General features: G+C 66.7%; 22 protein-coding genes. 11 read left to right on the top strand and 11 right to left on the bottom strand.

The features are described 5' to 3' along the window. Positions 1 to 48: 48 nt before the first annotated feature. The 3 genes from hisG to hisS are packed head-to-tail and all read right to left on the bottom strand — an operon-like array spanning position 49 to position 3,346. Positions 49 to 765 (bottom strand): ATP phosphoribosyltransferase, encoded by a 717-nt coding sequence (gene hisG, locus G3572_RS08270; RefSeq protein WP_164610670.1) that lies wholly within the window; start codon positions 763 to 765, stop codon positions 49 to 51. Continuing rightward, complete coding sequence (locus G3572_RS08265; RefSeq protein WP_164610668.1) at positions 762 to 1,871, bottom strand: ATP phosphoribosyltransferase regulatory subunit; 1,110 nt, start codon at positions 1,869 to 1,871, stop codon at positions 762 to 764. Before G3572_RS08265 ends, hisG begins: the two co-directional genes overlap by 4 nt. Continuing rightward, complete coding sequence (gene hisS, locus G3572_RS08260) at positions 1,871 to 3,346, bottom strand: histidine--tRNA ligase (RefSeq protein WP_164610666.1); 1,476 nt, start codon at positions 3,344 to 3,346, stop codon at positions 1,871 to 1,873. Before hisS ends, G3572_RS08265 begins: the two co-directional genes overlap by 1 nt. On the opposite strand from hisS, the gene G3572_RS08255 reads away from it, so the two are divergent. From G3572_RS08255 to G3572_RS08230, 6 genes are all read left to right on the top strand, one after another. Then, positions 3,345 to 3,647 (top strand): SlyX family protein, encoded by a 303-nt coding sequence (locus tag G3572_RS08255; RefSeq protein WP_435530967.1) that lies wholly within the window; start codon positions 3,345 to 3,347, stop codon positions 3,645 to 3,647. The genes hisS and G3572_RS08255 overlap by 2 nt on opposite strands. A gap of 2 nt (positions 3,648 to 3,649) precedes the next feature. Then, positions 3,650 to 4,705, top strand: coding sequence for an AbrB family transcriptional regulator (locus G3572_RS08250; RefSeq protein WP_164610664.1), 1,056 nt, complete (start codon positions 3,650 to 3,652; stop codon positions 4,703 to 4,705). Between the two features lie 67 nt (positions 4,706 to 4,772). After that, complete coding sequence (locus G3572_RS08245) at positions 4,773 to 5,744, top strand: KpsF/GutQ family sugar-phosphate isomerase (RefSeq protein WP_164610661.1); 972 nt, start codon at positions 4,773 to 4,775, stop codon at positions 5,742 to 5,744. Between the two features lie 7 nt (positions 5,745 to 5,751). Further along, a complete protein-coding gene (gene kdsA, locus G3572_RS08240) occupies positions 5,752 to 6,579 on the top strand; it encodes a 3-deoxy-8-phosphooctulonate synthase (protein WP_435530966.1) in 828 nt (275 codons plus the stop codon). A 2-nt stretch (positions 6,580 to 6,581) separates the two neighbouring features. Then, positions 6,582 to 7,385 (top strand): 3-deoxy-manno-octulosonate cytidylyltransferase, encoded by an 804-nt coding sequence (locus tag G3572_RS08235; protein WP_164610657.1) that lies wholly within the window; start codon positions 6,582 to 6,584, stop codon positions 7,383 to 7,385. Next, on the top strand, positions 7,382 to 7,621 hold the full coding sequence (locus G3572_RS08230; protein WP_164610655.1) for a sulfurtransferase TusA family protein: 240 nt from the start codon (positions 7,382 to 7,384) through the stop codon (positions 7,619 to 7,621). The genes G3572_RS08235 and G3572_RS08230 overlap by 4 nt, the downstream gene beginning before the upstream one ends. Here G3572_RS08230 and G3572_RS08225 read toward each other — a convergent pair. Further along, complete coding sequence (locus tag G3572_RS08225; protein WP_164610653.1) at positions 7,613 to 8,470, bottom strand: molybdopterin guanine dinucleotide synthesis; 858 nt, start codon at positions 8,468 to 8,470, stop codon at positions 7,613 to 7,615. The two genes, G3572_RS08230 and G3572_RS08225, sit on opposite strands and share 9 nt — an antisense overlap. Further along, positions 8,460 to 9,068: a molybdenum cofactor guanylyltransferase MobA gene (gene mobA, locus G3572_RS08220; protein ID WP_164610651.1), complete on the bottom strand. Its 609-nt coding sequence runs from the start codon at positions 9,066 to 9,068 to the stop codon at positions 8,460 to 8,462. The genes G3572_RS08225 and mobA overlap by 11 nt, the downstream gene beginning before the upstream one ends. Before the next feature lie 100 nt (positions 9,069 to 9,168). Between mobA and G3572_RS08215 the strand changes: the two genes are divergently transcribed. Then, on the top strand, positions 9,169 to 9,720 hold the full coding sequence (locus G3572_RS08215) for a DUF2478 domain-containing protein (RefSeq protein WP_164610649.1): 552 nt from the start codon (positions 9,169 to 9,171) through the stop codon (positions 9,718 to 9,720). Positions 9,721 to 9,736: 16 nt separating this feature from the next. Here the strand turns inward: G3572_RS08215 and G3572_RS08210 are convergent, their stop codons facing one another. The 5 genes from G3572_RS08210 to G3572_RS08190 form a co-directional block, all read right to left on the bottom strand. Then, positions 9,737 to 11,905: a hypothetical protein gene (locus G3572_RS08210; RefSeq protein ID WP_164610647.1), complete on the bottom strand. Its 2,169-nt coding sequence runs from the start codon at positions 11,903 to 11,905 to the stop codon at positions 9,737 to 9,739. After that, on the bottom strand, positions 11,902 to 12,771 hold the full coding sequence (gene motA, locus G3572_RS08205) for a flagellar motor stator protein MotA (RefSeq protein WP_164610645.1): 870 nt from the start codon (positions 12,769 to 12,771) through the stop codon (positions 11,902 to 11,904). Before motA ends, G3572_RS08210 begins: the two co-directional genes overlap by 4 nt. A gap of 63 nt (positions 12,772 to 12,834) precedes the next feature. Further along, the gene (locus G3572_RS08200; RefSeq protein WP_164610643.1) at positions 12,835 to 13,404 is read right to left on the bottom strand and encodes a MotE family protein; all 570 of its coding nucleotides are present in this window, start codon (positions 13,402 to 13,404) and stop codon (positions 12,835 to 12,837) included. Next, the gene (locus G3572_RS08195) at positions 13,401 to 13,778 is read right to left on the bottom strand and encodes a DUF6468 domain-containing protein (protein ID WP_164610641.1); all 378 of its coding nucleotides are present in this window, start codon (positions 13,776 to 13,778) and stop codon (positions 13,401 to 13,403) included. The genes G3572_RS08200 and G3572_RS08195 overlap by 4 nt, the downstream gene beginning before the upstream one ends. Positions 13,779 to 13,789: 11 nt before the next feature. After that, on the bottom strand, positions 13,790 to 14,269 hold the full coding sequence (locus tag G3572_RS08190; RefSeq protein WP_164610639.1) for a flagellar basal body-associated FliL family protein: 480 nt from the start codon (positions 14,267 to 14,269) through the stop codon (positions 13,790 to 13,792). Positions 14,270 to 14,390: 121 nt separating this feature from the next. Between G3572_RS08190 and fliF the strand changes: the two genes are divergently transcribed. The 4 genes from fliF to fliP are packed head-to-tail and all read left to right on the top strand — an operon-like array spanning position 14,391 to position 17,592. Further along, positions 14,391 to 15,995: a flagellar basal-body MS-ring/collar protein FliF gene (gene fliF, locus G3572_RS08185; protein ID WP_164610637.1), complete on the top strand. Its 1,605-nt coding sequence runs from the start codon at positions 14,391 to 14,393 to the stop codon at positions 15,993 to 15,995. Further along, positions 15,995 to 16,594, top strand: a complete 600-nt coding sequence (locus G3572_RS08180; protein WP_164610635.1) for a FliH/SctL family protein — start codon at positions 15,995 to 15,997, stop codon at positions 16,592 to 16,594. Before fliF ends, G3572_RS08180 begins: the two co-directional genes overlap by 1 nt. Beyond that, the gene (locus tag G3572_RS08175) at positions 16,587 to 16,856 is read left to right on the top strand and encodes a FliM/FliN family flagellar motor switch protein (protein ID WP_164610633.1); all 270 of its coding nucleotides are present in this window, start codon (positions 16,587 to 16,589) and stop codon (positions 16,854 to 16,856) included. The genes G3572_RS08180 and G3572_RS08175 overlap by 8 nt, the downstream gene beginning before the upstream one ends. A gap of 4 nt (positions 16,857 to 16,860) precedes the next feature. Beyond that, complete coding sequence (gene fliP / locus G3572_RS08170) at positions 16,861 to 17,592, top strand: flagellar type III secretion system pore protein FliP (protein ID WP_164610631.1); 732 nt, start codon at positions 16,861 to 16,863, stop codon at positions 17,590 to 17,592. 126 nt (positions 17,593 to 17,718) lie between these two features. On the opposite strand, the gene G3572_RS08165 is transcribed toward fliP, so the two are convergent. Beyond that, on the bottom strand, positions 17,719 to 18,258 hold the full coding sequence (locus G3572_RS08165; protein ID WP_164610629.1) for a TlpA family protein disulfide reductase: 540 nt from the start codon (positions 18,256 to 18,258) through the stop codon (positions 17,719 to 17,721). Between the last annotated feature and the right edge of the window lie 5 nt (positions 18,259 to 18,263).

Here is an 18,263-nt window from a genome sequence, read left to right as displayed (position 1 = left end):
ACGGGGCGAAGGTAGCGCAGGACAGGGGCGTTTCAAAGGCCCCTCGGGTCAGACCTGCGGCGCTGTTGCGGGCAGGTCCACCCCCAGCTTATCGGCAAGCTGCGCCAGTGCGGCGCGATCCTCGGCGGGCCAGTCGGCGCGGTGCGAAAGGAACAGCACCGCCTGACTGGAATGGATCAGCGCATCGGACAGGATCTTGAGATGGTTGGCGCGCAGCGTCTCGCCCGAGGAGGTGATATCGGCAATCGCCTCGGCGGTGAGGTTCTTGACGGTGCCCTCGGTCGCGCCCTGACTGTCGACCAGTTGGTAATCGGCAACGCCGTGGGTGGTCAGGAAATCGCGCACGAGGCGGTGGTATTTGGTGGCGATGCGCAGCCGGAAGCCGTGGGTGCGGCGGAAGGCGGCGGCGGCGGCATCAAGATCATCGACCGTGTCGACGTCGATCCATGCGACGGGGACCGCGATGATAAGATCGGCATGGCCGAAGCCCAGAGGGGCAAGTTCGGCCACCTGCGAGGGCCAGTCGGCCAGTTTTTCGCGCACGAGGTCGGAACCGGTGACGCCGAGGTGGATGCGGCCTGCCGCCAGTTCGCGCGGGATTTCGCCCGCCGACAGCAGCACCAGTTCCACCCCGTCGATGCCGTCCACCTGCCCGGCATATTCGCGCTCGGCCCCCGACAGGCGCAGGGTGACGCCGCGCGCGCCGAACCAGTCGAAGGTCTTTTCCATCAGCCGCCCCTTGGACGGCACGCCGATCTTGATCATGAGTGCTCTCCGGTCAGGCGGGCGAGAAGACCGGCGCGGATGACGCCGCCGACGGCGGGAATGGATTTGCCCTGACCCAGAACGGCGGTCAGCGCATCATAGCGCCCGCCGCTGGCCACGGGGGGCAGGGCGGGGTCTTCGGCGTGGAAGCTGAAGACGAAGCCATCGTAATATTCAAGGCTGGTGCGGCCGTGGCTGGCCTCGAACGGCAGGGTCTGCGTGTCGATGCCATGCGCGGAGAGGGCGTCGAGCCGCGCCTCGAAGCGATCCACCGAAGGGGTGATGGCGGGCAGCATGGGGGCGATGCCGCGCAGATGGCCCAGTGCGGCGCGCGAGGGCGCTTGCAGCGACAGAAGATCATAGAGCAGCGCCGCTTCGGGCGCGTGGAGCGGCGGCGTCTGCGCATCGAGGATCAGCGCCTCGGCGCGGGCGGCGATCTCGGCTTCGCTGCGCAGGCCGGTGAAGGTGCCGGCCTGTGCGATCAGGTCGGCCGGAGAGCCTTGCGTGAGGCGGTCGAGCAGGTGCCTCCGCGCGGCAGGCATCGGCGCGCGGCCCGAGAAGCGGTCCAGCAAAGCGCGGAACCGCTGTGGCCGCCAGATGTGGCGCAAGAGCGCCTCCTTGCGGCGGTCGGTGGTGGCAAGGCCGCGCACGGCGGCCATGAGGATGCCGATGTCGCCGGTGACGGGCCGCAGGGCAAGGCCGTGCTCGGCCAGCACCTCGGCGATCAGGGCAAAGACGCGGGCGTCGGATTCTTCGGGCTGGTCGCGGCGGAAGATCTCGATCCCGGCCTGATGGTATTCGGACGGGCGGTCGCCCGCGTGATCCTGCTTGCGGAAGACAGGGCCGGAATAGGCGTAGATGGCCGGATCGGCCCCGCCTGCCATGTGTTGCTGCACTACCGGCACGGTGAAGTCGGGGCGCAGCATCATTTCGCCCTGCACCGGATCGAGCGTCATGTAGGCGCGCGCGCGGATGTCTTCGCCGTAGAGGTCGAGCAGGGTTTCGGCGGGCAGAAGGATATCGGCCTCGACCAGCGTGGCCCCCTGTTCGGTGAACCATGCCGCCAGACGGTCGGAGGTGGCGCGTTCCAGCCCGGTCTTGCGCATCAGCCTGCGTCCAGCATCCGGCGCACGGCGGCGACCAGTTCGGCGCGCGGGACTTCGACCTGCGCGGGGCGGTCCTTCCATTCCTCGAGCGTGGCGTTCTGCGCGATCTGCGCGCCAAGGATCAGGTCCTTGAGGATGACGGTGCCTGCGGCGGCCTCGTTCCCGCCCTGGATGATGGCGACGGGAGAGCCGCGTTTGTCGGCGTATTTCAACTGGTTGCCGAAGTTCTTGGGGTTGCCCAGATAGACTTCGGCGCGGATGCCGGCGGCGCGCAAATCGCCCACCATGCCCATGTAATCGGCCATGCGGTCACGGTCCATCACGGTGACGATGACGGGGCCGGTGGTGTCGGTGCCGATGCGGCCCTTGGCGCGCAGGGCGGCCAAGAGACGGTCCACCCCGATGGAGACGCCGGTGGCGGGGACGGACTGGCCGGTGAAGCGCTTCACAAGGTCATCATAGCGGCCCCCGCCTGCGACAGAGCCGAACTGGCGCGGGCGGCCCTTTTCGTCGAGGATTTCAAAGGTGAGTTCCGCCTCATACACCGGGCCTGTGTAGTAGCCGAGGCCACGCACCACGCCGGGGTCGATCACGATACGGTCGGGGCCATAGCCTTGGGCGGCGAGCAGGGCGGCGATCTGTTCGAGTTCGTCGACGCCTTCAAGGCCAAGCGCAGAGGTGCCGACGAGTTCGCGCAGGCGCGCCACGGTTGCTTGGCCCGTGTCGCGTTTGGCAGAGGTGAAGCCCATGACCACCTCGGCCTGCGCGTCCGAAAGGCCCGCGCCTTTGGTGAAGTCGCCCGAGGCGTCCTTGCGGCCTTCGCCCAGCAGGGCACGCACGCCGTCGGCGCCCAGACGGTCGATCTTGTCGATGGCGCGCAGGACGATGCCGCGCTCGGCCTCCTTGTCGTCGCCCGACAGGCCCGCGACTTCCATCACGCCGTTGAGCACCTTGCGGTTGTTGACCTTGACCACATAGTCTCCGCGCTCGATCCCGGCGGCTTCCAGCGCATCGGCCAGCATGGCGCAGATTTCGGCATCGGCGGCAACCGAGGGCGCGCCAACGGTGTCGGCATCGCATTGATAGAACTGGCGGAATCGCCCCGGACCCGGCTTTTCGTTGCGCCAGACCGGACCGAAGGCATAGCGGCGGTAGGGGCTGGGCAGATCATTGCGGTATTGTGCGGCGACGCGGGCCAGCGGCGCGGTGAGGTCATAGCGCAGGGCCAGCCAGTCGGCCTCTTCTTCCTGCCACGCGAACACGCCTTCATTCGGGCGGTCAACGTCGGGGAGGAATTTGCCAAGCGATTCAACGGTTTCTACCGCGCTGGTTTCCAGCGGATCAAAGCCGTAGCGGTGATAGACCGCCGTGATCTTGTCGAGCATGGCTTTGCGCTCGGCCACCTCGGCACCGAAATAATCGCGAAAGCCCTTGGGGGTTTCTGCGCGGGGTCGGCGGATTTTCGCGTCGGACATGGCGGTTGGCCCTTCGATCTTTGCCGGGCTTCCTGTAACGGATGGGGGGGATGGCGGCAAGCGGCACGCTGGCCTTCACGGGGCAATCACGGGGGCGATGGTGGATCGGGTTGACGGGATCGAAGAGCGGGTGGCGCACCTGTTGCGGGCGGTTGACGATCTGTCGGACGTGGTGGCGGCGCAGGCCAAGGAGATTGACCGTCTGACGCGCTTGGTTGGCCTGCTGGTCGAGCGTGAGGCGGAGCGCGAGGCGGGGATGGGCGATGCGCCCGCCGCCAATGTCAGGCCGCCGCATTGGTAGGGATGAAGGTCGACCTGCCGGCGCTGGCCATCACGCTGCTGATCGGCGCTGTCGGCGGGAGTGTGGCGGCGGCGCTGGAGGTGCCGTTGGGCTATCTGCTCGGCTCGCTTCTGGCGGTGGGGGTGACGGCGGCGATGGGCTGGCGGCCCCTCGGCCGGGGCATCACTTTGCCGGTGCGGTTGCGGATGAGTTTCGTGCCGGTGATCGGCGTGGCGATCGGCGGCGCGTTCACGCCCGAGGTCGCGCGCGAGGCGCTGGGCTGGGGCGGCAGTCTGCTGGGCCTTCTGGTCTTCGTGCCGATGGCACATGCGCTGGGCTATGTTGTCTTTCGCACGGGCGGATTGCCAAGGGTGGACGCCTATTTCAGCGCGCTGCCGGGCGGGTTGATCGAAAGCGTGCAACTGGGCGAGGAGGCGGGGGCCGATGTGCGCCTGCTGACGGTGCTGCAATTCCTGCGGCTGATCCTGACCATCATTGCGGTGCCGCTGATCTTTGCCGGGGTGACGGGGCATGCGGTGGGGTCTGCTGCCGGGGTGCAGATGACGGGGGCCGATGCGCCGCTGACGTCGCGCGATGTGCTGGTGCTGGCGGCCTGCGGCGGGCTTGGCGTCTGGCTGGCGCGGTTGTGCCGGATTCCGGCGTGGATCATCACCGGGCCGCTGATCCTGTCGGCGCTGGCGCATGTGACGGGCTGGGTGCAGGGGGTGCCGCCGGGCTGGCTGATTTCGCTGACGCAGGTGGTGCTGGGCACGGGTCTGGGCGCGCGTTTTGCCGGGGTGAGCGGCGCGATGCTGCGACGGGCGGGCGCGCTTGCGGTGCTGAACGGCGCGGCGGTGATGGCGCTCGCCTATGCCTTTGCGATGGCGCTGCACGCGCTGGTCGGGGAATCGGTGTCGGCGGTGTTTCTGGCCTTTGCCCCGGGGGGTCTGGCCGAGATGAGCCTGATCGCGCTGAGCCTGAACCTGAGCGCGATTTACGTGACCACGCATCATGTGGTGCGGATCGCGTTGGCGGTGCTGGCGGCGCAGATCGGCGCGCGTTGGTTCCTGCGGCGGTAGGCGGGCTTCTGGACAGGCGGGGCCTTTGCTGGCACTAGGAAGGGCAACCCGAGGAGAGCCCGCACGCATGGCCAAACCCACCCCGACATTGACGCCAGAGGCGCATGACCGCGCGGCGGCGCGTGTGCTGCGCGTCGAAGGCGAGGCGCTGCTGACGCTGGCGGGCGCGCTGCCGGCGGATTTTGCGGGCGCGGTGGCGGCGCTTTTGGAGGTGCGGGGGCGCGCCGTGCTGTCGGGGATCGGCAAATCGGGGCATGTGGCGCGCAAGATCGCGGCGACGCTGGCCTCGACGGGGACGCCATCCCTGTTCGTGCATCCGGCCGAGGCCAGCCACGGCGACCTTGGCATGGTGACGCCGGATGACATCTGCATCCTGCTGTCGAACAGCGGCGAGACGACCGAATTGCGCGACCTGATCGGGCATTGCGCGCGGTTCGGCATTCCGCTGATCGGGTTTTCCCGCGATCCGGCCAGCACATTGATGCGGGCGGCGGATTACCGGCTGACCATTCCCGATCTGCCCGAGGCCTGTGCCATCGGCATGGCCCCCACCACATCGACCACGCTGATGATGGGCCTCGGCGATGCTTTGGCGGTGGCGCTGATGGAGGCGCGGCGGTTCGAGGCCGAGCAGTTCCGCACCTATCACCCCGGCGGCAAGCTGGGCGCGCAACTGACGCTGGTGCGGCAGGTGATGCATCACGCGGTGCCGCTGGTGCCGCTTGACGCGCCCATGCAGGAAGTGGTGCGGGCGATGACGGCGGGGGGCTTTGGCATCACCGGCGTGGTGGATGCCGGGGGGCGGCTGGCCGGCGTGGTGACCGATGGCGATTTGCGGCGCAACATCGTGGGCCTGCTGGACCGGGTGGCGGGCGACATCGCCTCACGCCAGCCGAAAACCGTGGCGCCGCAGACGCTGGCCGCCGAGGCTTTGGCGATTGTGAACACTTCGAAGATTTCGGCGTTGTTTGTCTGTGAGGACGGGCGGCCAGTGGGGATCGTGCATCTGCACGACCTTTTGCGCATTGGCGTGATGTGAGGGAATGATGGACCAGCAAACCGTAACCGTGGGCGATATCGCCATTGGCGGGGGCGCGCCGATTGCGCTGATATCCGGCCCCTGCCAGTTGGAAAGCGCGGCCCATGCCCGCATGATCTGCGAAGGGCTGCTCGAGGCCTGTGCGCCCACCGGCACCAAGTTCATCTTCAAGGCCAGCTATGACAAGGCAAACCGTTCGTCCCTGTCCACCAACCGGGGGTTGGGGATGGAGATGGGGTTGCGCATCCTGTCCGACATCCGGGCCGAATATGGCGTGCCGGTGCTGACCGATGTGCATGAACCGGGCCATTGCGCCATTGCGGCAGAGGCGGTGGATGTGCTGCAGATTCCGGCCTTCCTGTGCCGCCAGACCGATTTGCTGCTGGCCGCCGGAGAGACGGGATTGGCGATCAACATCAAGAAGGGGCAGTTTCTGGCCCCTTGGGATATGAAGAACGTGGCGGCCAAGGTCGAAAGCACCGGCAACCGGCGGATCATGCTGTGCGAGCGTGGCACGAGTTTTGGCTACAACACTCTGGTCACCGATTTCCGGGGTCTGCCCACGATGGCCGAAACCGGCTGGCCGGTCGTGTTCGATGCCACCCACTCGGTGCAGCAACCCGGGGGGCTTGGCGGCAGTTCGGGCGGGCAGCGGCAGTTTGCGCCGGTGCTGGCGCGGGCGGCCTGCGCGGTGGGTGTCTCGGCGCTGTTCATCGAAACGCATGAAGACCCTGACACTGCACCCAGCGACGGGCCGAACATGATTCATCTGCGGGATATGCAGGCGCTGGTCGGCACGCTCTGCGCCTTTGACCGCCTGGCAAAGGGGCTGTGAGCATGGACGCCTGCATCATCATTCCCGCCCGCTTTGCCAGCACCCGCTATCCCGGCAAGCCCCTCGTGGCGTTGACAGGGGCCAAGGGCGTGGCGCGCAGCCTGATCGAACGGTCGGTCATGGCGGGGCGGGCGGCGTCGGGGGGGCAGATCCCGATCTATGTGGCGACCGATGACGAGCGCATCGCCGATGAGGCGCGGCGGATCGGGGCCGATGTCATCATGACATCCGACCAGTGCCGCAACGGCACCGAACGCGTGGCCGAGGCGGTGGCGGCGGCGGGGATCACCGCCGATATCGTGGTGAACCTGCAGGGCGATGCGCCGCTGACGCCTGCCTATTTTGTGACCGCGCTGATCGAGGCGATGCGCGCCGACCCCGACTGCGGGATGGCGACGCCGTTTCTGCGCTGTGACCCCGAAACGGTGGAAAACCTGCTGATGGACCGCCGCGCGGGCCGCGTGGGGGCGACCACGGTGGTGGCCGACCGGGCCGGACGGGCGCTGTATTTTTCCAAGGAAGTCATCCCCTTTACCAACGGGCGCGGCATTGTGAACGGCGTGGTGCCGGTGTTTCACCATGTCGGAGTCTATGCCTATCGCCCCGTTGCGCTGGCCGCCTATCAGGCTTGGGAGCCGGGGCCGCTCGAGGCGCTGGAGGGGCTGGAGCAGTTGCGGTTCCTCGAGAACGGCTATCCGGTGAAGATGGTCGAGGTTTCGGCCCCCGGCGCGGTGTTCTGGGAGTTGAACAACCCGAGCGACGTGCCGTTGATCGAGGGCTATCTCAAGCGGATGGGCTGGGAGTGAGCGCAGGCTGGGACGCAGAGGTGGATGCGGCGGGCCTGCTCTGCCCGCTGCCGGTCTTGCGGGCGCGCAAGCGGCTTTTGGCGATGCAGCCGGGACAAGTGCTGCGCGTGCTGGCGACAGACCCCGCTGCGGTGGTCGATATTCCGCATTTTTGCCGCCAGTCGGGCGACACGCTGATCTCTGCCGCAGAGGAAGGCGGGCAGCGGGTGTTTCTGATCCGCAAAGGGTCAGCCTAGGGCCTCTTGCAGCAGGCGGGCATGGCCTGCGCCCAGAATCCACCCCTCTTCCGGATCGGGCTGCGGAACGCTGAACAGCGCCGCGCGCCGGGCGGGCGCCAGCGCAAACAGCGCGCTGGCCAGCAGGATGACTTGCGCCTCATCTGGCACCATGCCTGCGGCGGCTTTCTCGCGCACGGCGGAAGCAAGCAGCGAGGGATAGACCTCGGCCAGCACGACGGGGGTCGTCGCGGTCTCGAAGGGCCAGACCGATAGGGAGGCTCCGAAGCGCAGGCGCAGGCGGTGCAGCATCGGCAACCCCGTCAGCACCTGCGCGCCGACCGCCCCCGCGCCCGCAAGCTGCCACACGGGCTTGGGCGCCGAACCGGGGCCGCGCGCGGCCAGATCGGTCGCGCGGTGCTGGGCCAGACCCGGCGGCAGCGGCGGTTTGAAGCGGGGCAGGCCGGGGGTGTCGGCCCGCTCTCCATTGCCCCAAAACGGGCCACCCTCGGGGAAGACGCTGTTCATCTGCGCCGCGATCTGGCGGTAATTGCTGATGTTTCCGGCAGTGTCGGTCATGCGCTCTGCCAGCCATGCCCACCATGACAATGCGGTTTTCTGCCCGGTCAGTTGCGGGATGAACCCGCGGGGCGCGCCAAAGGCAAAATCTGCCCCGATCAGCAGGGTCTGGCGGCGCTGCAGGCTGTCGGTGACAAGGTCGGCCAAGGCTGCCTCGGCCTCTGCGCGGGTGGGGATGTTTTGCGCACGGCATCCGGCGGCGGTCGCGGTGGCAAGCCAGATGGAATCCTTGCCGCGCTTTGGCCCTTTGGCGGCGGACCAGTCGAGGATGGCGATGCGGTCAAAGATCATGGCGCGCTTCGGCACTTGCCAGATCGTCCGGCGTGTTGATGTTGAAAAACGGATCGCCCGCCGAGGGGAACAGCGCGGCCTTGGCCCCGTGGCTTAACGCCCAGTCGATCATCTTGCGCTGTCCGGCCTGCAGGTCGCGGCGCAAGCTGTCGCGCAGGTCGGTGGGCCAGAGGCCGAAGGTCGGGTGCCAGTCGGGGGCCGCATGCCCGCCGGTGGCGGCAAGGCTGAAGCCCCCCGCACCGGCCGCGCGGTCCAGCCGTTGCACCAGATCGGCGGGAAAAAACGGCGTGTCGGCTGCCACGGTTACGACCGCAGGCGCGCCGCGCTCCGCCGCCCAGTCCATCGCCGCCAGCACACCGGCCAGCGGACCGGGAAAGCCGGGCATCGGGTCAGGCAGGACCGGCAGCTTGAAGCCCTCAAACCGCCGGGGGTCGCCATTGGCGTTGATCGCCATCCCGCGCACCTGCGGCTGCAGTCGCCGGATCACCCGCTGGAGCAGGCTTTGACCGTGGAGCAGCCGCAGGCCCTTGTCGCCGCCGCCCATGCGCCGCGCCTGACCGCCCGCCAGAATCACGCCCAGATGCCCGGCCGGTTGCATGTTTTCCCCGCAAAACGCTGGCGCTTTCGCGCTGTGCCGCCATCATGTAAGCAGGTCTTGCCAGACACAAGCGGCCCCGCGGGGGCGCAGGGGGGAAAAGATGCTGGGCTATATCTCTGCCCCGGAGCGCGGCATGGGTGACAGGCTGTTGGCGGGGGTGGCGCAGCGGCTGGCGCTGGCGGGCTTCCGGCTGGGCGGGGTGGTGCAGGTCAACACGGAAACCGAGCCGGACCGTCCCTGTCTGATGGATCTGCGGGTACTGGGCCAGACAGGCGTGATCCGCATCAGCCAGAACCTGGGCCGACATGCCAGCGGATGCCGGCTTGACGCCACGGGGCTGGAAACTGCTGTGGGCCGAGTTGCGGCGCATCTGGAACAGGACCCCCCGCAGCTCATGATCCTGAACAAGTTCGGCAAGCAAGAGGCCGAGGGCAGGGGCTTTCGCCCTGTGATTGCCGAAGCGCTTGCCCGCGGGGTGCCGGTTCTGACCGGTGTGTCGCAGAAAAACCGGGCCTGCTTTGACATGTTCGCGCAAGAGCTGGCGCAGGCCCTTCCCCCGGAGGAAGACGCGGTGCTGGAGTGGTGCGTGGCGCAGATCGGGCCTGCTGCGTCTTCCACCGTAGCGGCTCTGGGCGAAGCGGCCGGGCGCTGAGGGGCCAGCGCGCCCGTCATGGCGCAGGGGTTGCCGCGAGCAGGTTTGCGATGGCCTGACGGGTGCCGGCGCTTTCCTCCAGCCGTGCAAGGCCGGCCCGCAGCGGCGGCGCGGCCTCTGCCTCTGCCGGCGGATCAACCAGACCTGCCACCGCAGCCCAGGGATCATCGGGCGGCGCGTCAGCCGCAAGGCTTTGCTGCCACGTTCCGGCCCAGCGCTGCACCCGTGCCGCCGCAGCCGCGTCGCCCGCCCCTTGATAGGTCGAGGCCGCCGATGCGAGATCCCCGGCAGCGGTGTAGGACGCGGCCAACAGCGCAGGGTCCGCCCCCGGCATGTTGCCCGCCAGCAGACGCAGCGCGCGGCGCGCATCGCCGTTTGCCAGTGCGATGCGTGCGGCAAGATCTGCCTCCGTGTCATCTGCCGTTGCCCAGTCTGCTGCGGCATTGGGCAATCCCGCCGCCAGCAGTCGTTCGGCGATTTTGCTGCGGACAGGTCCGGACAGGCTGGTGCGGCGGGCGGGGTCAAGCCCGACCGCAGTGCCGAGCAAAGCCGAGTCGGTCCCCGTCTCGGCCAAGAGCATCCAGACATCATGCGCCAGCGCGGGCGTTTCCCCGGCATGCTGGAAGGCCGCCGCAAAATTGCCGCCAAGTGCATTGGCATGGGCAAGCGCCCGATCCAGTTTCTGTCGCAGGGGACCTTGGCCATGTTCGAAGGCAAAGGCCTCGAGCGCCAGAAGGTCTGTGCCATCAACGGCTTTTCGCTGCTGAAAGCGCGCCTCCACCAGGGCGAGCAGGCGGCTCAAGGCAGCCTCGCCACCCGCTTCTGCGGGCAGGGCCGCCTCTGCCGCGACCGGATCACCCTTTTGCAGCGCCTGTGTCGCCGCGAGCAACCCGACTGCCGGATCGTCTGCCGCTGCAGCCCGTTCAAACGACTGGCGGACCACTTCGGCATTGGCGCTGTCCCCCGCCGTGAGCAATCGTTGTGCGGTTTCCGGCCCGAGAAAGGCGCGCAGCATCGGCGGCAGGGCGAGAAAGCTCCGGCTGACCGCCGCGCCGTTGACGAAGGCACGCTCGCCCTCTCCGGCGGCCAGCAGCGCCCAGAGGGCAACGGCAGAATCGCAGCTTTGCATGTTGCGGAACGGGTTGTCGGGCGGCGTTTCCCCCTCCACCAGATAGGAAATGCCGCGCCTGAGCGGGTCGGATTGCCCGGGTGGCAGAAAGCTGGCCAGCAGTTGCCGTGCCTCTGCCCCGAGCCCGAAGTGCAGATAGGTGTCGACGGCGCGCAAGAGATTGGCAGTGTCGGGCACATCAAATTCTGACAGGACGGCCGCACGGGCCAGCGCGAGTTCTGCCGCGGCATCCTCCGTTCCGGTCCAGACCTTTTCGCCAAGATCGGCAGGGCGGGGACAGGTGCCACCTTGCACCATTACATCGGGCGGCGCGGTGCCGTCAGACCGGACCCCGATTCCCGGCAGGCTTTCGAGCGCCGCGCGGGCGTTTTCCGGCTGGGAGGGGGGGGAAGCCTCTGGCGGCGGCTCGGGCGCGACGGGTCGCGGGGGCAGGTCAAGCTCCACAACGCCTTGCGTCGCGCCGCGGCCCATTTCGTCAATCAGCATCGCACGGAAATCATCAAGACGCAGGGCCGTTTCCAGAGCGGCGGGTCCCTGCCCCGCTGGCTCCGCCCGAGGCTCGGGACTGGCGGAAACTGTGCCGAGCCAATCATACCCCCCGTCGCGCCGCGCGCTTTTGCGCGGCCGCAGCGGCTGCCCGGACTGCAGCGGCGGCAATGGCGCGCCACTGACGAGACCGAGTTCGAAGCTGGACCCCTGCGGCGGCGGGCCATCCTTTATGTCGATGACAAGGACGCGCGCGCTCAATTCAAAGGGGATGGCGTGGCAGGCGCAGTCGATGCCGAGTTGCAGATCATTCGTCACCGGATCGACCCAGATGGATCGCAAGCGGTCTCGCGTGATCACGCGGTAGACGCCCGACAGATCATAGGGCCGCGCCGCCCCGGCGATGCGCAGGGCATAGCCGCCATCGCTGCGCCCCAGAACCCAGTCCACCGCCGCCGGATAGGTCAGCACGATACGCGTGAAGGCCCCATGTTCGCCCGTTTTCACCGTGACGCCTTGTGCCTCCGCAGGTGCGGCGAGCAGCAGAAACAGGATCAGCAGTATCTTCATGCCGCCTCCTGCTTGAGGCCGCGCAGCGCCTCTTCAAGATCGCTGAAGCTGGGGCGGACGGAATGGGGCGTATTCTGGCGCCCGACTTCGATACAGATGTTGGCCGGGTGATTGTGCAGATTGGCGATCAGCACCTCGCGGATGAGCTGGTAGAAATGTGTGTCCTCATCCACAACGGCTTTGACGCGGGCGGCGAAGGGGCCGACGATGCCATAGGCGAGAAAGACGCCCAGAAAGGTCCCCACCAGGGCGCCGCCGATCATTTTGCCAAGAATTTCAGGGGGCTGGTCGATGGAGCCCATCGTCTTGATCACCCCCAGAACCGCGGCCACGATGCCGAGCGCGGGCAGTGCATCGGCGGTGGCCTGCAACGCGTGGCTGGAATGCAGCGCGTGGTGCTGCGTCGCCTCCATCCGCTTGTCGAGAACCTCTTCCACCTGATGCGGATCGTCATAATTCATCGAGGCGGCGCGAAAGGTGTCACAGATCAGATCCACCGCTTCGTGGTCCTTCTGGATTTTCGGATAGCGGCCAAAAATGGTGGATGCGCCGGGGTTTTCCACGTGTTCCTCGAGCCCCACAGGGTTGCTGCGCGCAAGGCGGATCAGTTCGAACAAAAGGCAGAGCAGATCACGGTAGTCGGCAGGCTTCCAATGCGCGCCCTTGAACACCTTGCCGATGTCCTTGGCAGTGTGTTTGACCACCGCGATGTCGTTCGAGATGAGAAAAGCCCCCACCGCCGCGCCGCCGATCATCATCATTTCGAAGGGCAAAGCCTTGATGATGATGCCCATCTTGCCGCCCGCCAGCATATAGCCGCCGAACACCATCACGAAGATCACGCCGATACCTATGAACCCAAACATCCGGTTCCCATCCTGTTGCTGCTTTGCCCGACCATCGCAGCCGAGCGTAAAGAAAGGCTGACCCTATTCCCGCGGTGCAAGCGCATTGCGGCCCGCGATCAGCACACTCACCGAATAGGCCGTCTCGGGCTTCATCCCGGCGAGAATCGCGGCGGCGGCATCGGGCCGCATGCGGCCCAGAAATCCGGCGGCGAATTCCTGCGCCATGGTTTCGAAGATCGCAGCGGCTTCGGCGGGTTTCATCGCCTCGTAAACCGCGGTCAGGCGCTGCAGATCTTTTTCGGCGGCGCCATCCGCGATGGCCAGGGTGCTGCGCAGGCTGGTTTCTGCCGCCTCCAGCTCTTCAAGCCGCCGTGTCAGCGCGGTATCGGCGAGGGCGAGTGCGGCAAGGCGGTCTTGCAGGGCAAGTTCCCGCGCCGACAGGGCGGCGTCCCGTTCGCGCAGCGCCTGCGCGAGGGCGGCTGGCGGTTCGGGGCATTGCAGCGGCTCGGCGCTTGCATGGGTGTCTTCGCTTGCCTGCAAAGCCATGGCGCTGCCGATTCCATGCCCCAGCCGCAGCGCCCCCGCCGCCGCCAGCACAAGCGCCAGCAATGTAAGCGTGCCGCGCCCTGCCAGAATGTGACGAAAGTTCATTCTGCCGCCCTCATCCCGCTGCGGTCAGGGCGGCGGCGCACGAATCGCAGGCGGCGATCCTCTGCCATTTCCTCGTCCGGCGGCGGCTGCTGCGGAAGGTCGTGCAGCGAGGCGAGGATGAGATCAAGCCGCGCGGCAGCAGCCTCGGCCCGTCGAACCTGATCCTCAAGCCCCGAGGAGGAGGATTGCGCGGATTTTCGGGCCTGATCCAACGCCTTGGTCATGTCATCCACCTGCGCCGACAAGACCGCGATGGCCCCGCCCATCCCGGTTTCGAGCGTGGTAAACCGCTTGAGCCGGCGGGCCAGCACCAGACAGTAGACAGCAGTTGTAAATGCGCCCGCTGCAAGGAGAAAATCGGCGATAACATTCATGACTTTCCCTTTCAGTTCAGGACAAATTCAGAGATCAGCAGATCACGCACCCGGTCTTGCCCGGTGACGATCTGGACCCGCCGGAGCATCTGCGCCTTGAGCCGCATCAGCGAGGACGGGTCTTCAAGCTGCGCCAGTTCCACCGCACGCAGATAGCTGTTGAGCACATCCGAAATGCGCGGCAGCAGCAGCTGCACCTCGGCGGCATGCACATTCTCGACCTCAAGCTGCGAGGCGAATCGCAGGTGGCGCGAGCGGGACTGCGGCCCGAGGCTGATGGTGATCGGATCGACCGCGACAAAGGTGATATCGGGCAGCGAAGGATTGGCATGTGCCGCCGCCGTCGATGGATGAGAACCAAGGATCAGGCCTGAATAGGTTGCATAAAACCCGCCGCCGCCCAGCGCGATCGCACCGACGAGCCCGATCACGAGGGGGAGTTTGCTTTTCTTCTTCGGCGGGGAATCCGGGGGAGTTTCAGCTTGGGTCATCACGCGCTCGCATTTCTTCGGCAAGAACGAAAATAGATCAAAGGTCACTAACCGATTGTTAAGACGCCTCCTTCATTGATCGGTCCAAGGCAGACGGGTGTCTGCGATACGGAGGCAGGGCGTGAACAATCTGGTTTCCTTGTGGCAGGGGCTGACACTGGCAAAAAGGATTGTGCTGGTGGCCGCGACGGTTGGCATGTTTGTTTCGGTGCTTGCCCTCGCACGGATGGGTCAGTCGGGCGGGCAAAGCCTGCTTTACGCCGGGCTCGATTCGCGGGCGTCGGGGGAAGTGATCGCGGCGCTGGACCAGGCCGGAGTTGCCTATGAGGTGCGTGGCGAATCCATCTATGTGCCGACCGCCGCGCGCGACGGGCTGCGCATGCAACTGGCCGGGCAGGGACTGCCTGCCAGCAGCGGCGCGGGTTATGAACTGCTTGATGGTCTGTCGGGGTTTGGCACCACGTCGCAGATGTTTGACGCAGCCTATTGGCGCGCCAAAGAGGGGGAGCTTGCGCGCACCATTCTGGCGATGCCGCAGATCAAGGCCGCCCGGGTGCATATCGCCCAGGGAAACAAAAGCGGCTTTCTGCGCGATCAGATGCTGACGGCGAGTGTTACGGTCACAACGGCAGGGCGCACGCTCACGGCGGAACAGGCAACCGCCCTGCGCCATCTGGTGGCAAGCGCGACGGGAAACCTGAAGCCCGAGGATGTGGCGATCATCGATTCTGTCGGCGGGCTGATCGCGGGCCAGACGGATGCTGCGGCCCTTGCCTCCGGCGATGCGCGCGCGCTCGACATCAAACGCAATGTCGAACGGCTTCTGGCGGCGCGGGTCGGGCCGGGGCGCGCTGTGGTCGAGGTGTCGGTCGACCTCCAGCGCGAACGCGAGGCGATTTCCGAGCGGATATTTGATCCGCAGGCCCGCGTCGCCATCTCGTCCGACAGCGAGCAGCGCAACGAGACGTCCAAGGAAGGGCAGGCCGGGGTCACGGTGGCCTCTAACCTGCCGGATGGCGACGGGGCGGGCAATGCGACGGGCGAAAGCCAAAGCTCCACCAGCCGCGAGCGGGTGAACTTCGAAGTGTCGCAGACCCAGCGAGAGGTGCTGCGCGAGCCCGGCGCCATCCGCCGCCTGACGGTCGCCGTTCTTGTCGACGGAGAGCCGGGGGTGGCGGCAGATGGCACGCGGACATGGCAACCAAGGTCGGAGGCAGAGCTTGCCGACCTGCGGGAACTTGTCGCTTCGGCGGCCGGGCTGGATGAGGCGCGCGGCGACGTTCTGACGCTTAAATCGCTTGAATTTCAAGCCGCTCCGGTCGAAGGGGCGCTGGCCGAGGCGGGGCTTTTGTCACAGCTCGGTCCGGTGGATGTGATGTCGGTCATCCAGCTTCTGGTTCTGGCCTTGGTCAGTCTGGTTCTGGGCCTGTTTGTGCTGCGCCCGCTGCTGACCCAGCGCGAGGGCGTGTCCCCGGCTATCCCGGCAGAGGGGGCCTTGGCCCTGCCCGGCCCGATGGAAAGCACGCTTTCTCCGGCGCTGACCGGCGAGATTTCCGACGGCTTCGATCTGCCGGCCATGCCGATGGTCAATTTCGATGACAGCGCCATGTTGGGCGAGCCGCCGCAAGACCCCGTCGCGCGGCTGCGCCGTCTGATCGATGAGCGTCAGACCGAATCGGTCGAGATTTTGCGCAGCTGGATGGAAAAGGAAGAGGAGCGCAGCTGATGCCCACGCTGAAGCTTGAGGTTTTTGAACCGCCCGCCCCGAAAGGCCGGTCGCAGACCGTGGTGATGGACAGCGCCGCGGTGGAAGAGGCGCGGCTGCAGTCCTACGAGTCAGGATACGCGGCAGGGTGGGAGGATGCGACGGCGGCCACGCAGGACGATCAGGCGCGGATCAGCTCGGAGCTTGCCAATAACCTGCAGCAAATGGCGTTTACCTTTCAGGAGGCCCGCGCGCATATGCTCAAATCCGTGCAGCCGGTCCTGACCCAGCTGTGCACCCAGTTGCTGCCCCCGCTGGCGCGCGAGGTGCTGGCCCCCGTCGTTCTCGATACCATCATGCCGCATATCGATGATCTGGTGGATCAGCCGGTGCATGTTGTCCTCAACCCCGCCGCCCGCCCCGCGGTCGAGCGGCTGCTGTCACAGGCTGCGGGTCTTCCGCTGGTGATCGTGGCCGAGCCGACCTTGGGCGAGGGGCAGGCCTATCTGCGGCTGGGAGAGGTGGAGCATCGGGTCGATCTTGACCATGCGGTCGCTGAACTGACCCGCGCGGTGCATGATTTCTTTGAATATTCCGAAAAGGATACTGGTCATGGATGACCCGACCGACGCCAATCCCTTTGCGCAAGTCCCGATCGAGATCACGATTTCTGTCGGCAAGGCGCGGCCCCTGGTGCGTGATTTGCTGAAACTGGGGCAAGATGCCGTGCTGCCCCTTGATCGCCGGGTCGAGGACCCGGTGGAGCTCTATATCGGGGACAGGCTGATCGCGCGAGGGGAGCTGCAGGAGCTGGAAGGCGAACAGGCCGGGCAACTGGCGGTGCGCCTGATCGAAGTCGCCAATCTGCGCGGCGGGTTGTAACCCCATGCAAACCCTGTCGCGCCTTGTCTGTCTGGCGGTCTTGCTGCTGCTGGCTGCAGAGCCGGCACTGGCGCAGGAGGTGACGCTGAACCTTGGCGACGGCACGTCGCTTTCGGCGCGGTCGGTGCAGTTGATCCTGCTCCTGACAGTGCTGAGCCTTGCGCCCGGGCTGGCGGTGATGGTCACCTGTTTTCCCTTTGTAGTCACGGTTCTGTCCATCCTGCGTCAGGCGATCGGGCTGCAACAGGCCCCGCCCAACATGCTGATCGTCAGTCTGGCGCTGTTTCTGACATGGTATGTGATGGACCCTGTCTTTACCGAAGCCTGGGTCAACGGCCTTGCGCCGCTCAGCCGCGAGGAGCTGGAACTGGCCCCCGCGATCGTGCGCACGCTGGCCCCGTTCCGTGAATTCATGGCCGCGCGTCTGGATCCGGAGACCTTTGCCCATCTGGCAGAATTGCGGCCCGATCCGATGCCTGCCGCCTTGCCCGATGCGCCGCTTTCTGTGCTGGTGCCCGCCTTCATGCTGAGCGAGATCAAGCTGGCGTTCCAGATCGGCTTTCTGGTGTTTCTGCCGTTTCTCATCATCGATCTGGTGGTCGCTGCCGTCCTGATGTCGATGGGGATGATGATGGTGCCACCCGCCATCGTCTCCTTGCCCTTCAAACTGGCGTTCTTCGTGGTGGCAGACGGGTGGAGCCTGATCGCGCAGGCACTGGTGCGGTCCTACGTGTGAGGGGCAGGGCTGGGTGGGCTGAACGGGAACGGCAGGCGGGAGCGGCCCGGCCCGTCACCGGCGCGCCTTTGCTGCGGTCGGCATCTGCTGGGCGGGGGGCGTTTGGCCTGCCGCCGATGCTGCGGACTATTCTGCGGCGAGGGCGGTCAGGATCGCTTTGGCGCTGTCACTGTCCCATTCGGCGTCGCCGATCAGCCGCGCCACCTCTTGCCCCTGCGGGTTCAGGATCAGTGTCACCGGCAGGCCCATCACGCTGGCAGAGCGCGCAAGCTCTGACTTGGGGTCGCGCAGGATCGGCAGATTGGCGATTTCGGCCTCGGCATAGAATTTCTGGATGCCCGGCACCGCGTTGCGACCGGTCGCCACTGGCACCACCGCAATTTCGGGCAGGGCTGCCTGCAACCGGTCGAGCGAGGGCATTTCATGCCGGCAGGGCGCGCACCATGTGGCCCAGAAGTTCAGCACGACCCATTTGCCGTGATAATCCGCCATCGAGGCGGGCGCATCATTTGCATCCAGCAGCCCGACGTCTGCCAAGGCAACCGGAGCGGAATGCAGGGCGAGCTTTTTCATGTCGCCGTCGCGCAGGGCCGCGACATCGGCGGCCGCCGGATTTGCACCAAGCGCCAAGGCCGTATAAAGGACAGCCAGAGATTTCCGCAGCATAACCC

The sequence above is a fragment of the Pseudotabrizicola algicola genome, from assembly GCF_010915705.1.
Classification (GTDB): Bacteria; Pseudomonadota; Alphaproteobacteria; order Rhodobacterales; family Rhodobacteraceae; genus Pseudotabrizicola; species Pseudotabrizicola algicola.
The sequence above is the reverse complement of the archived record's forward strand: the minus strand, read 5'-3'. Positions and strand labels throughout refer to the sequence as shown.